9 protein-coding genes and 1 CRISPR repeat array are annotated in these 13,329 nt (G+C 68.3%); of the genes, 1 reads left to right on the forward strand and 8 read right to left on the reverse strand.

Going from position 1 to position 13,329, the window contains the following annotated elements:
- Positions 1-158: 158 nt before the first annotated feature.
- From AHOG_RS19605 to AHOG_RS19635, 7 genes are all read right to left on the reverse strand, one after another.
- The gene (locus AHOG_RS19605; protein ID WP_157736926.1) at positions 159-1,157 is read right to left on the reverse strand and encodes a choice-of-anchor M domain-containing protein; all 999 of its coding nucleotides are present in this window, start codon (positions 1,155-1,157) and stop codon (positions 159-161) included.
- A gap of 418 nt (positions 1,158-1,575) precedes the next feature.
- Positions 1,576-2,457, reverse strand: a complete 882-nt coding sequence (locus AHOG_RS19610) for an anchored repeat-type ABC transporter permease subunit (protein WP_245856334.1) — start codon at positions 2,455-2,457, stop codon at positions 1,576-1,578.
- A 17-nt stretch (positions 2,458-2,474) separates the two neighbouring features.
- Entirely contained in the window at positions 2,475-3,242 is a 768-nt protein-coding gene (locus AHOG_RS19615) for an anchored repeat-type ABC transporter ATP-binding subunit (protein ID WP_093942646.1), read from the reverse strand.
- Positions 3,239-4,192, reverse strand: a complete 954-nt coding sequence (locus tag AHOG_RS19620; protein ID WP_211290450.1) for a TIGR03773 family transporter-associated surface protein — start codon at positions 4,190-4,192, stop codon at positions 3,239-3,241. The genes AHOG_RS19615 and AHOG_RS19620 overlap by 4 nt, the downstream gene beginning before the upstream one ends.
- Positions 4,189-5,736 (reverse strand): anchored repeat ABC transporter, substrate-binding protein, encoded by a 1,548-nt coding sequence (locus AHOG_RS19625; RefSeq protein ID WP_093942647.1) that lies wholly within the window; start codon positions 5,734-5,736, stop codon positions 4,189-4,191. The genes AHOG_RS19620 and AHOG_RS19625 overlap by 4 nt, the downstream gene beginning before the upstream one ends.
- A 76-nt stretch (positions 5,737-5,812) precedes the next feature.
- On the reverse strand, positions 5,813-7,570 hold the full coding sequence (locus AHOG_RS19630) for a choice-of-anchor M domain-containing protein (protein ID WP_093942648.1): 1,758 nt from the start codon (positions 7,568-7,570) through the stop codon (positions 5,813-5,815).
- A gap of 187 nt (positions 7,571-7,757) precedes the next feature.
- Positions 7,758-9,536, reverse strand: a complete 1,779-nt coding sequence (locus AHOG_RS19635) for a choice-of-anchor M domain-containing protein (RefSeq protein ID WP_157736927.1) — start codon at positions 9,534-9,536, stop codon at positions 7,758-7,760.
- Positions 9,537-10,011: 475 nt separating this feature from the next.
- On the opposite strand from AHOG_RS19635, the gene AHOG_RS19640 reads away from it, so the two are divergent.
- Complete coding sequence (locus AHOG_RS19640; protein ID WP_157736928.1) at positions 10,012-10,173, forward strand: hypothetical protein; 162 nt, start codon at positions 10,012-10,014, stop codon at positions 10,171-10,173.
- A 705-nt stretch (positions 10,174-10,878) separates the two neighbouring features.
- Positions 10,879-11,376: direct repeats of the CRISPR family, unit length 30 nt; unit sequence GTTGGAACTCCTCGTAGGAGCGATGAAGAC.
- Between the two features lie 270 nt (positions 11,377-11,646).
- Here AHOG_RS19640 and AHOG_RS19645 read toward each other — a convergent pair.
- Positions 11,647-12,732: an SAVED domain-containing protein gene (locus AHOG_RS19645; RefSeq protein WP_245856335.1), complete on the reverse strand. Its 1,086-nt coding sequence runs from the start codon at positions 12,730-12,732 to the stop codon at positions 11,647-11,649.
- Positions 12,733-13,329 lie beyond the last annotated feature (597 nt).

Consider the following 13,329-nt stretch of genomic DNA (forward strand, 5'->3'; position numbering starts at 1 on the left):
TGACCGGAGCACAGCAGCGGCTCGGATCCACAGAGCACGGCCCAGGTTCGGTCGGCCGAGGGGCGAGCTCTGTCTCTCAGCCGTCATCCGAGATGAGGGCCGTCCTGCGCTGCCGCCGGTTCGAGACCGGGTCGGACGGAATCAGCGGACGGATCGCCTCAGTGGTCGTCGACGACCACCGTTGCCGGGGCGGACTCGGCGACGATCGCGTCACCGTCGTACAACCGGACGATGATGTCGTCGCCGTGCACGTCCGGTCCCGCGGTGAAGCTGTAGACGGGTCCGGTCGCGCCTGGGATCAGACTCCATTCCTGGTCGGGGGCGGCCCTGGTGAACCACCGGTAGTCGGTGAGGTCCGTCTCCTGGCTGTAGGTCGCGGTCAGCGTCGCGACATCACCGGTGTGGTAGTGGTGCGCCATGCCGTCGATGACCAGAGCGGGGCCGGGAACGTCCGGATCCTCCGGTGTCTCGGGAGCCTCCCCTCCGACGGAGAAGCCGTAGGCCTCGATGCCGGACTCCACCTCGGTGCCGTCGGCCAGGACGGCGTGGGCGTTGACCTCGATCGTGTAGTCACCGGGTTCGGAGAAACCCCAGTTCGCGTGCTCGTGGGTGTACGCGGCGGCCGCCTGGAAGGTGTCGGGCAGCCCGTCGCCGGAGTTGGCTTTGACGACGAGGCCGCCGAATCCCGACTGCCACAGCGCGAACTCACCCGGGCCCTCGACGGACCGGATCTCGAAACTCACGCGGCTGCCCTCCGCGAGCAGACCGGCGGGCAGGCGTTCGGTCGCCCAGCCCTGGTACAGCTGTCCTGCCACCGGATTCTGCGGCAGCACCCAGACGTCCTGGCCCGCTTCGGCGAACCCGGGCAGTTCGACCGCGAGGTTCGCCGGTGCGGTGGCCGCGCTCGCGTCGGTGACCGCGAAGAGCACGTCCGCAGGCTCGCGGTCGACGGCGGGTGAGCCCGCGTTGGTTCCATCATGGACGAGCAGTCGCAGTGCGTCGTCCACGTACTGCACCTCGAACGCGTCCACGTGACCTTCGCTGAGGACGACTCGTTCCTGAGCCGCGGCTGAACCTGTGAGCAGCAGGCCGCCCGCCAGGGGCAGTCCGATGGCCGACACGAGCAGGCCGGCCCAGTATCGCTTATGCCTTCGCATAGGATCCTCTCCTGATTCTTCGTCAGCTGATCCTCTGTATGGAACCCGTCTGACAACAGCTGCGGACGAGTCGAGCGGGAAGCCCTCCATTTCGACGCCAGATCGAGAATCGACGCGAACAGAGCGTGGTTCCACGAGAAACGGAATCTTCTCCGCCAGGCTAATGAATCGGAGGAAAACCGACAACAGCCCACCAGGAGATTCCATGATGAATCAGATCACAGCCATGTATCCGTTCAGTCATATATCGATATCGCGATTTCGCCATGAATTGCACGGTCGCGATCCGCGGCCACCTGTGGCTCGTCATGCGGACCGGTTCGTCCCGGTCTTCGGCGGTGTGGACACGCGTACGGCGTGATGGTCGTGTCGGATCGGCTCGTCGGAGTCGACTCGCGGCGGCGTTCCGCGAACCCGGTCACGTCGCCTCCACGACGCCTCCCTCCTCGGCTTGCGCCCGTCGGACCTCGTCCGACCGATGCCGTGCGCGGCGGAGCAGCCCGTGGCGGGGGGCGAAGAGCCAGCTGAGCAGGAAGAACGCCGTCGCGACCAGGACGATGAGTCCGCCTGCCGCCAGGTTGAACGCGAACGACAGATACAACCCGAGGAACGAAGCGGCCGCCCCGATCACCGGGGCGAGGACCATCATCACGCCGAGTCGATCCGTCAGCAGACGTGCACACGCGGCGGGGGTGATGAGCAGCGCCAGAACCAGGATGTTGCCGACTGCCTGCAACGAGATGACGATGGCGACGGTCACCATCGCGTACAGCGCCAAGTCCAGCCAGAACACCGGCAGGCCCGCCGCTCGGGCCGTCTCCCGGTCCAGGCTCACCGCGACCAGCCGGCCCGACATCGCGAGCGTGACGGCCAGCAGCACGCAGCCCACCACGAGCACGTTGGCCACATCGCCGTCACTGATGCCGAGGATCTGGCCGAACAGGAACGACTCCAAGGAGCCGCTGTAGCCTGCGGTGCTGGAGAGGATGACGATTCCCAGCCCGAACGCCGCCGCGAACAGCACGCCGATGACGGTGTCCTCCTTGAGTCTCCGGTTCTGGCTGAACACCGCTACCAGAACGGCCGTGAGCAGACCGGCGACGGCCCCGCCGAGAACCAGGTTGAACTGGAACACGAAGGCGATCGACACTCCGGGGAACACCGCGTGCGCGACCGTGTCACCGATGAACGCCATGCCGCGTAACACGACATAGCAGCCGATCACACCGCAGACCACGCCGGACATCGCCGCGACCAGAAAGGCACGCCGCATGAAGACGTGATTCCAGGGATCGGTCACGAATTCGAGGATTCCGATCATGAGTCGACTCCCAACGTGTGCAGAAGCTGCTCTGACGCGACGACGCCGAACGCCCGTAGCCAGACCGAGGGCTCGCGAAGCTGTTCGGGTGGGCCTGCGATCACCACCGTCTTGTTCAACAGCACCAGTCGATCTGCCATCGCAGCGGCCGACGGCAGATCATGAGTGGTCATGAGCACGGCTCGCCCCTCGCCTCGCAGCTCGCCGAACAGGCGGGTCAACAGTTCTTGAGTCGGCACGTCGAGCCCGGTGAACGGCTCGTCGAGCAGCAGCAGTCTCGGTCGAGACACCAACGCTCTCGCCACGAGGACCCGCTGTCGTTGGCCGCCCGAGAGCTCTCCGATCGGTCGGTCGCCGAGCGCCGTCAGGTCGACCCGACGCAGGGCCTCGGTGACCACCTCGTGAACGGCGGCTCGACGACGCGACCGCGGGGACCCCTGCGTCACACGATTCGTCAACGCCGATCTGACGGCGTTTCGAACCGAGATCGGGAAGTCCCAGGCGAATTCGTGCCGCTGCGGCACGTAGCCGATGGTTCCGCGTGCCTTGGCAGGGGTCCGCCCCTCGATGGTGATCTGTCCGGCGACCGTCGGGACCAGGGTGAGGACCGCACGAAGCAGGGTCGTCTTGCCCGCGCCGTTAGGGCCGATGAGACCCACGATCTCGCCGTCGTCCACTCGCAGATCGACGTCGTGAAGAGCCTTGCGGCCGCCGAGTTCGACGCCGAGGCCGTTGACGACCAGTGGCGGTGACGTCTCACTCATCGGGCGTCTCCGGAGGTCGAGCCGCCCGATTCGTCGGAGCCGCCGGCGGCCGCACCGCGAGTTCTCCGTACCGCCAGGACGCCGACGGCCAGGACCATGAGGAGTGCCGCCACGCCGATCACAGGCCACGGCACCGAACTCGCCCCCTGCTCGGCTGACTCCTCGGCGGCGGAGCCCGCAGGCGAGTCGACGGCGGCCGTCGGCTCCCGTGAGGCATCGGCGTCGAGGCCGACCGAGAAGGCGGCCTGCGGGTCCTCGTTCCCGACGTGCATCCGCAGTACGCCGCGGTCGGTGACCTCCTCGCCGTCGTCGGTGCGAGCGCTCATCGCGATGTCCAGCAGATACGTTCCGGACTCCGAGAAGGCCCAGTTGCCGTGTACGTGGGTGTCGACCTCGATGCCGGTCTCCTGCGGGTAGGGGTCTCGGCTGTCGAACACCACCGCCGGCTCACCGAAGCTGCCGTTGAGGAACAGCACCATCGCGCCGGGCCCCTCCACCCCCTCCAGGGTCCAGGTGACCTCCCGGTCGATGCTGGTGACCACCGAGGGGTCCTGAGTGTTCCACCCTGGCCAGAGGACGCCGTCCTGCTGCACCTGAGGCAGGACGTGCACCTCGGCACCGGGTTCGCCGAGAAAGGCGAAGTCGGGGGTGTCGGGAACCTCGATCACCGCCGAGTCGGCGACCTGCAACACCACATCGGACAGCGCTCGCCAGGTCGACGGCTCGACGGTGTCGTCACGGATCTGCACGGTCCACTCGCCGTCGACGAACCGAGGTCCCATGTCGATATGGCCGTCGGCGATCACCACCCGCTCCGAGGACGGTTCGGCGGACACCGTCTCGGGTTCCGCGGCCGCGGCGACAGACGGGGCGAGCACGAGGCTGAACGCGGCGATCGGCATGAGAACGAGAGCCGGTCGCACGGGCACGCCCGTCGAGTATTCGGTCATCGGCCGTCTCCCAGACAGCGCACCAGCTCGTCGGCGTTGTGCCGCATCATCGACACGTAGTCGGTCGTGTTCTCGTCGAAGGCGTCGCCGTAGATCGTGCACACCTCGACGCCCTGGTCATGGGCCACCTGTGTCAGCACGTCGGCACGCTGGACCAGGTTGGGCTCCATGAACACGGCGGGAACCTCCAGGTTCCGGATGGTCTCGGTGAGTCGTGACACCTGCTCCACGCTGGGCTCCTGCGCCGGGTTGGGCACCACGAACCCGGCCACGGTCATGTCGTAGGCCTCGGCCAGGTAGCCGAACGCGTCGTGGGTGGTGATGAGCTGCCTGCGCTCGGGAGGGATGGTCGCGAGTCGGTCGCCGACGTAGGCGTGCAGCTCGTCGAGTTCGGCGAGGTAGGCACCGGCCGCCGTCTCGTACCGCTGGGCGCCTTCGGGATCGGCCTCGATCAGGGTGTCGAGCATGAGCTGCACATAGGCCTTGGCATTACGCACGTCCTGCCACAGATGCGGATCGATCTCGCCGTGGACGTGCTTGCCGAGCACCGCCTGCGGAAGCTGGAAGACCTGCTTCCCTGCCTCACCGAGGAAGGTGAACCGCGCATCATCCGGAATCTCCTCCAACGCACGGTTGGGCACGTCGATCACCACATCGACAGCGGGGACGACCTCCTGATCCGTACCGACCTCGGCGTCCACGAAGGCGTACAGCTCGCCGGTGTCCAGGTCGACGGTCACATCGGTGTGTCCGGCGTCGAGGATCCGCTGTCCGTCTCGCGCGATCGTGTGGGGGTCGACGCCGACGGCGAAGCGGAACGTGCCCTCACCCAGTGGTCGGGGGTCGCCGTCCCCGTTGTCCAGATCCGCTGCCAGAGTCAGCTCGTACTCACCGGGCTCGGTGAACGCCCAGTTCACGTGAGTGTGCGCGGCCGGAGGAAGCGTTGTGCGGTCGGCGTCGTCGAAACCGTCGGCCGAGCCGAAGTAGACGTCCGGCGACCCGAGAGCCTGCGTCAGGTAGACGAAGAGATCGCCCGGTCCGGTCATGTCGACGGCGGTCATCCCGATCTCGGAGGTGCGGGTGGCTCCGTGCTCCTCGCCGGTCCCGCGGACCCGAAGGCCGAGCCAGAGCACATCGAGGGCGATGTTCTCGACCAGCGGTATGACATGCGCTCCGTAGGTCTCCGACACCTCCGCCAGCGAGACGTTCAGTGCACCCGAAGGCAGGTTCACGTCCACCGTCTTGATCAGAGCCTGCTCCTCGAGGAGCAGATGATTGGTGAAGGCGACGTCGGCTTCGGCCACTCGTGCGGCGTCGGCCGGGCTGGGCTCGTAGGAGTGCGGATCACCGCCTGCGGGCACGAGCGAGCTGACCTCGACTCGGTCACCCCCGATGCTCGCGACCAGGTCGGCGAGTATCTCCGTGGTGGTGATCACGGTGATCTCCCCGGTGCCTCTCGTCTCGCCGGCAGCACAGGCCGTGGTCAGGACCGACAGCGTCGCCAGTCCTGCCACGATCCGGCACGCCCTTGAGCGGATTCTCATCACGTCTTCCTTCCCCTGGGAAAGCCGCTGGTGGTCGGTGTCGCTCTCACCACGAACAGGGACGAGCACGACCTCGTCACCGGGGTTCGTCCGTCGTGGCCGTCGCGGGTGTGCGGTGTCGCCCCCTGCCGAACCACCACAGGACGCCACCCAGCAGCAGGAGCACGGAGCCGAGCAGGGTCAGCGGCAGCGCTGTCCGCATGCCCGTCCAGGCGAGCGGCCCCTGGTCGCCGTCCGGACGCGGACCGCCACCTGGAGCGTGGTGCGGGTCGGTCGGGCTCGGCGGGTCGGTCGGACCGGTGGGACTCGGCGGGTCGGTCGGGCCGGTCGGACTCGGCGGGCCGGTCGGACCGGTCGGGCTCGGCGGACTGGTCGGGCTCGGCGGACTGGTCGAGCTCGGCGGGTCGGTCGGGTCCGGCTCGCAGGTCGCCGTAGTGGTGTCGACGGCACCGACGGCGACCGGCAGAACCTCCTTCGCTTCGACCTCGGAACCTGCGGGCAGCGTGGCGCTCATCCGATATCCCAGGCAGTAGACGCCCTCCGCCGAGAACGCCCAGTTCGCGTGCGCGTGCGTCCCCAATGGGATGTCGAAGGCGTCGGGAAGCCCGTCCCGGGTGCTGAACGCCGGCTCGGACGGGCCGAACGAGCCGTCCTGGTACAACACGAATTCGCCGGGTCCGTCCACGGAGTCCAAGGTCCAGCGCACCGGCCCCGCAAGGGCGTCGCCTGCGATCTCCTCGGTGTTCCAGCCCGGCCAGAGCAGTTCCGGGTCCTGAGTCTGTGGAAGCAGCCACACCGGGCTGCCCGGTTCGCCGAGGAACTCGTATGCCGGATCAGCGGGCACCTCGCGAGCGCCCTCAGGCTTCAGGTGGAAGAGCACCTCCGACACCGAGCGCCACACCGGGTCCCCGCTCCGCGTCCCATCCTTGATCTCTGAGACGAGGCTTCCGTCTCGCAGTCGTGCCGCGACGTCGACATGGCCCGTGTCCAACACGAGCCGCTCCGGCGCGGGCGTGGTGGTGTCGGGAGTCGACGGGGTGGTCGAGTCGGGCGGTGGAGTGGTGGTGTCGGCCGGCGGGGTGGTGGTGGCCGGCGGGGTGGTGGTGGGAGGTTCCGTGTCCTGCTTCCCGCAAGGAGTCACAGAGTCGGCGTCGACGGCGCCGACGGCGATCGTCAGTCGCCGCCGATCCGTCAGCATTCCGCCCCCGACGGCCGTCGCGCTGAACTCGAGGTCCAGGCAGTAGACGCCTTCGGCGGAGAACACCCAGTTCGCGTGCGTGTGCGTGCGCTCGGCCATCTCGAAGGCATCCGGCAGGCCGTCGCGAGTGTTGACGACCGGAGGGTCGGGCGCGAACGGCCCCTCGGTGAACAGCACGAACTCGCCAGGCCCGTCGACGTCATGCGTCGTCCAGGTGACGCGACCGTCGATGTCGTCTCGGCTGATCTCCTCGGTGTTCCAGCCAGGCCACAGCACTCCCGGCTGTTGCGTCATCGGCAGGAGCCACATCTGGTCGCCGGGCTCACCGAGGAAGTCGTATGCGGGCAGCGACGGAACCGTGGCCTCGCTCGCGGGTACGGCGTGCAGGACGACGTCCTCGAGGTCACGCCAGGTCGTCTGCCCGGCGACGGTCCCGTCCTTGATCCGCGCCAGCAGCTCACCGTCCTCGATGACGGCGGCCAGATCGATGTGCCCGTCATCGAGGACGACCGGCGTCTCCGGACCGCTGGCGGGATCGGAGCTGGACGCCGCGACCGGTACCACGCTCGCGAGCATGGCCGTGAGCATCACGGCGACCGCGAGCCCGACACCACGATACGATCTTCGTACTGTCATCTGGTGCTTCTCTCTCAGGCGAGGGTGTCAGCTGCATCAGGCCGGCGGACCGGCGAGCACCGAGGTGGTCGAGCGCTCAAGGGCCTGGATCTCTCGCGGAGCCGCGGAGCGCTCAGGCACGAATGTCGTCGCATGAGCCAGGGCGGTCGTGGTTCGGCAGGAACGACGGGCTCCTCCGACACTTCGGTCAGGAGTCCTCGAATCCGGACGATCGCCTCCGGCCGACCAGGCCGTAGAGCAGCGCACCGATCACCAGAAGAGCGACTCCGCTCACGACCAGGGGGAACGGAGTCGCCCCCGTCGAAGCGAGCGGCTTCCGGCCGCCGTGATCCTCGCCGCCGCCCGGGCTGCCGCCTGCGTCGGGGGAAGGTGGTGGGTTCGTCAGGTCCGTGGCCGGCGGCTCGTTCCCGCTGGACGGTGGGGTGACGTTCCCCGGCTCGACGTCACCGACCGCGACCGCGAGGACGCCTCGGTCGGAGACCTGCTCCCCGGACGGCAGCCGCCCGGCGTACTCCAGGGTCAGCTCGTAGACGCCTTCCTCGGAGAACGCCCAGTTGCCATGGGCGTGGGTCCCCAGCGGCACCGTGAACGAGTCGGGTGTTCCGTCGCCACTGTCGAACAGCACATCGGGGGTGCCGAAGGATCCGTTGACGAAGAGCGCGAACCGGCCCGGGCCCTTCGCGTCGATCAGGCTGAAGTCGAGCGGCCCGGCCAGCGCGCCGTCGGCGATCTCCTCCGTGTTCCAGCCCGGCCAGAGTATGCCGGACTGTTGAGCCTGCGGCAGCACCCAGGCGGGATCACCCGGTGCCCCCAGGAAGCCGAAGTCCGCGCTGTCGGGAACCACGATCTGAGCTTCCGGGCGGACATGGAGGACGACGTCGGTGAACGATCGCCACTCGGTGACCCCGGTGACCGTTCCGTCCTTGACGGAGATGTCCAAGGCGTCGTCGATCAGTCGGGCGGCGATGTCGACGTGTCCGTCGGCGAGAACCGAGGAGGAGAGAGTCGTCATCGAGGGCTCGACGTCCTCGTCGTCGCTCGGCTCATGGGACGCCGTGGGAGCAGGCAGCCGAGATCTCTGTCCGTCGACATCGGCCGGCTCGGCCACCTCGCGGGAAGGCGGCGGAGTGAGGGACGTGTCGGGTTCCGCGCCGGGAGCCGAATCGAGCGAGTCGATGTCGATTCTGTACGAGGTCTCGTCGACGGCCCTGGCACCGGAGGACAACGTCACCTCGACCTCGAAGTCCAGCCGGTAGCGGCCGGGGGCGGTGAAGCCCCAGTTCACACCGCCTCGCGAGCCCGGAGTCAGGACGTCCCCGGCGGGCAGGTCCGGCAGGGTGCCGAATAACGGCCGCTGGTCGCCTTCGTCGCTCTCCGCGAAGGCGATGAACTCACCAGGCCCGTCCGCCTCGGTCAACCGCCAGTGAACCCCGCCGTCGACATCGACGACGTCCACCCCGGTGGTGTCCCAGCCCAGACGCGGGGCATGCGGAACGAGATCCGCGATCTCCCGCACCGCGGGATCGCTCCCTCCTTCCCTGCTCGGCGTAGTGGGCGCGGGGGCGGACCGTTCAGGGGCCTCGGCGGGCGACGAGGACGTCGTCGCGGAGACGGAAGGCATGGCGGCGGACTCGGGCGTCGCGGCGGGCATCAGCCAGACATCGGAGCCGACCTCGCCGAGGAAGGCCAGATCGGACGGAATCCGAGCATGAGCCCGGTCGGCCTCCAGCGTGATCGGCTCGGGCATCGAGGTCGCCACCGCGCCGTCGATGCGCATTCCCACCGCGAGTTCACCTGCGACCAGGTCCACCACGGCGACATCGAGAGCCCGGACTGGCGAGGAGACGGGGCGCGTGTCCTGAGCCTGCGCGGTCTCCCCGTGCGGCATCAGCGCGACGATGAGTGCCGTCACCGCTGCCCCGCTGATCCCCGCCCGCACCCGCCATCGCTGAGCCGAAACGCTCACCGCTCCACGCCTTCCTGTCGACCACATCCGGCACCACATCCGGCACCACAGCGGTGCGCTGCGCCGGTCTGCTGTGGACGGACGATCTCTCGACGGCTCATGACGGAGGTCCGCCCACCCAGGCCTCGCGCGTCACACCGCAGCGAAGGTAGCAATAGTGAAAACGATTGTCACTTCAATTAGTGCGTTCGGGCTAGAGCGTCAGGAGGCGCGACCGAGACGGCAGGGAGATCACGGGTGGACCAGATCCAGGCGCCTGCGGCGCGGTCTCTCGTCCGCGTGGGTCCGCCGGGCGGGGTGGAGCCGCTCGGGGCGAACCGACGGCAGGCACGGTGGACCGACACGGAGGAGGTGAGGGCGTGGCCTCGTTCGACGGTCATCGTGATGCCGTGCTCCATGTCGCTCGGCACGCGGGGAAGGGATGGCCTGCCACGACCTCCGGCGCTCGGACGCGACGGGCCTCGTAGGCGACGGCGTGCCGATCGACATGGTCCGGCGGGCGGATCCGGGGCATGAGCGGTCGTCGACGACGCGCGACGCCTACACCCGGGGAGCGGACCACAGCCCTCGACTTCTCGACCCGCTCGGTGATCCCGACGACGAGGGAACAGCGGGCCTGCTCGCGCCGCTCCGCTGACTTCTCGCCGACTGACAGGCATCCGATACGACGAAAGGCCCCGGTGCACGGCTCGCTTCCGAGCCTGTGACCTGGGCCTTTCGACTGTGGGCGATACTGGGATCGAACCAGTGACCTCTTCGGTGTGAATGATGCTGCGCAATGGCCGCTGCCTGCGTGAATACGATCGCGGCAGGCAGAGCGGTCTCGTGAGGAGCCGTCTGGGCGTGATTCAGCGTCGTCGAACGCGCCCGGCAGCTCCCATTCCGCTCCCAGCGGCTGTGCCCGGCAGCTCGTCGAAGCCAGCCGAACCGACGGACGCCCAGTAGCCACGACGAGGTCCGGCGGTCGCCGGCGGATGCCGCCCCGGCCCGATGGGGCGACGGCCGACCTCCTACGGGCTCGGATGACCGAGCGAGTCGACAGGTGTGGCCGGTGCATCACGAGTTGGCTTCGATCGGCATCCGCCTAGCAGCCATCGAGCCGCGCGGCCGGGATCGGAACCGCGGTGGCAGCCCGCCGTGCCGTCGATCCAGGGCAGCGTCGGCGCGCCGCGAGCGGCGGCCTCCCGCGTCGTGTCCCCGACTCGTTCGGCGGCGGATCGTCGAGTTCCACGGCTCAACGTAGCGAGCCGTCTTCTCGGATCGTCAACGAGCGTCGGCGACAGACTTGTGTGGGAGCGATGACGACGCAGCGCCCCTCCTGTGCCCGCCGCCTCGAGGTTCAGGCATGACTCCTCGTAGGAGCGATGAAGACTCGCCAGCCACTGCGCCGCGAAGTTCGCCGTGTTCCGGTTGGAACTCCTCGTAGGAGCGATGAAGACTGGTGTCCAGTTAATGGGCGGGATGCGGCGGTTCGTGTTGGAACTCCTCGTAGGAGCGATGAAGACCGTCATGCCGCCTCATCGGCACCGCCGGGCCGGACGTGTTGGAACTCCTCGTAGGAGCGATGAAGACCGTCCCCCGCCGGCCGACCGGCGGACGGGTTCGAATGTTGGAACTCCTCGTAGGAGCGATGAAGACACGGGGCCGATTCGCATACAGCACCTCGCCCGGATCGGGTTGGAACTCCTCGTAGGAGCGATGAAGACGGGAGCAGCGTCCCCCCGCCGCGTCGGGGCGGGTCGTGTTGGAACTCCTCGTAGGAGCGATGAAGACTTCGTCCCCCCGCCGAATTCCGCGATAACCCCCGTGCGTTGGAACTCCTCGTAGGAGCGATGAAGACCCGAGAGTAAAGTCGCAGGTCACAGCACCTTCGGGGAGGCGCCGGAGCAGCAGTTCTGCAGCGTACCGGAGGTGTGACATCAACCCCCGGGGGTCTGCTGAAATCGGCGGCTCCCGGGACGCCGGGTGGCTCGCAATCGCGAGGGCCGCCGGGTGGGTTGGATTCGGTGTGGGAAGCCGACGGCGGCGGGCACGAGGAGAGGCCGACGAGCCCGATGGAGACGAACCGGCCGGGGGTCGCCGTCTGCTCATCGAGGTCGCGTGGTGGTGGTCAAGGACGACTGAGGGCGGGGAAGGGCTCGTAGGCGCTGCCGCCCTGGGTGCGGGTGAAGGCGGTCCAGCGGTCGTGTTCCGGCGCGGCCAGGCGCGCACCGAGTGCCACGGCGATGGCGACGGGGCCGTTGAGGAAGATCGCATGCCGTCCGTTCCTGGCTCCTTCAGGCAGCGGCGCCGCGCGCCAGGCACGACAGGTCTGCTCCACCACCCCGCTGAAGGTCTCGGTGTCCTCGTTCAAGCGGTCCGTCGACGACCTGCGGAGGCGGAGGACGTAGCCGATGCCGTACTGGCGACATGCCGCCTGTACCTGATCGAAGAACTGATCGCCGAATCCCTGCACGTCCACGGCGAGCGCGACCATGGTGGGGTCGCCGTCGTCCACCGCCGTCAACCGGTCGACGATCAGCGGCTCGGCACCGAGGGCGCCGACGCGAAGGGAGACCGCCGGGAAGTACGCCGGTGACCCATTGCCCTGTCGCATCGCATGCACCATGACCTCGCGGGCGTGGGTATGCCCTAATCGCGCGCCGAACCAGAACCCGACGTGCAACCGCATCGTCGGGATCAGGTTCACTCGGGCGGCGTCCGGCGCGAGGCGGCCTGCCATCGTCAACCCCGACCTCGTCTCCTCCGCCAGCGCGTCGACCAGCCGCGGATCCAAGACATCGTCTTGGGACAGCTCGATACCGGCCCTCAACGTCACCGCGCAGGTGCTTTGACTGAACGCCGTCGCCTGCTCCTCCAACTGCCGGGCTTGTGACAGCTCACGACGAGAGTCGGCCGCCGTCACCACGATGCCGACTCGTACCCGACGGCGTCCTCGACCCCGCAGGCCGAGTCCCAGCGCGACGAGTCCGAGCCCCACGACGAAGGCCAGGACGAACCACCATCGCCCGGCGGGCTCGTCCGCCACGAACGACTTCGCCGCCTCCACTCCGAACCCGCCCGCCACCGTCGCGCCCACGGCCACCGCCGCCGTGCCGTCGGTGACGAGCGCCCACCCGGCGGATGAGCGCGCCGTGGTGCCACCGGAGCCGACCACGTCCAGCCGGGGCGGACCCGACACTGTTGAACCTGTCACCACAACCGTCCGTTCAGGAGATGCACGCCCGATGCGGCGTGATCGAATCGGCAGAACTCCGCCACTCTAATTCCGGCAACCCGCGCCCGTGGCATCCGTTCTCGATCCTGTGCGCCTTCGTGACATGACCACGCTGGGCGGTCAAGGGTTCCGCGGGCCGCAGCTCTCGTGGACGCCCTGGTTCCGGCGAATCAGGCTCCCGCGTCAAGCGATAAGGACACGATGAATCAGCGAAGTAGAGGCTGCTTGCCGCGGTGGATCTTTTCACAGAGTCGATGAAGACCGAGCATCGAGTTGATCGACGCGCTCCCTCCGGTGCCGACGGCCCTGCGGTGTTGGAACCCTTCACAGGGCGACGAAGACGTCGGCAGCGTCGGGCACGTCATCGCCTGGCTGCCGCTGTTGGAACCCCTCGTAGGAACGATGAGGACGACCGACATCGTCGCAACGATCGACACCGTGCTCGCGTTGGCACCCCTCCTAGGGGCGATGAGGACACCTGAGGTTCGCCCGAGCGTCTCGTCCCAGTGCAGTTGGAACCCCTCCTAGGGGCGATGAGGACGGGCCGCGATGGGCCGGACCTCCGCCGAGCAGGCG

Origin of the sequence: Actinoalloteichus hoggarensis (genome assembly GCF_002234535.1) — a bacterium.
Taxonomy (GTDB): domain Bacteria; phylum Actinomycetota; class Actinomycetes; order Mycobacteriales; family Pseudonocardiaceae; genus Actinoalloteichus_A; species Actinoalloteichus_A hoggarensis.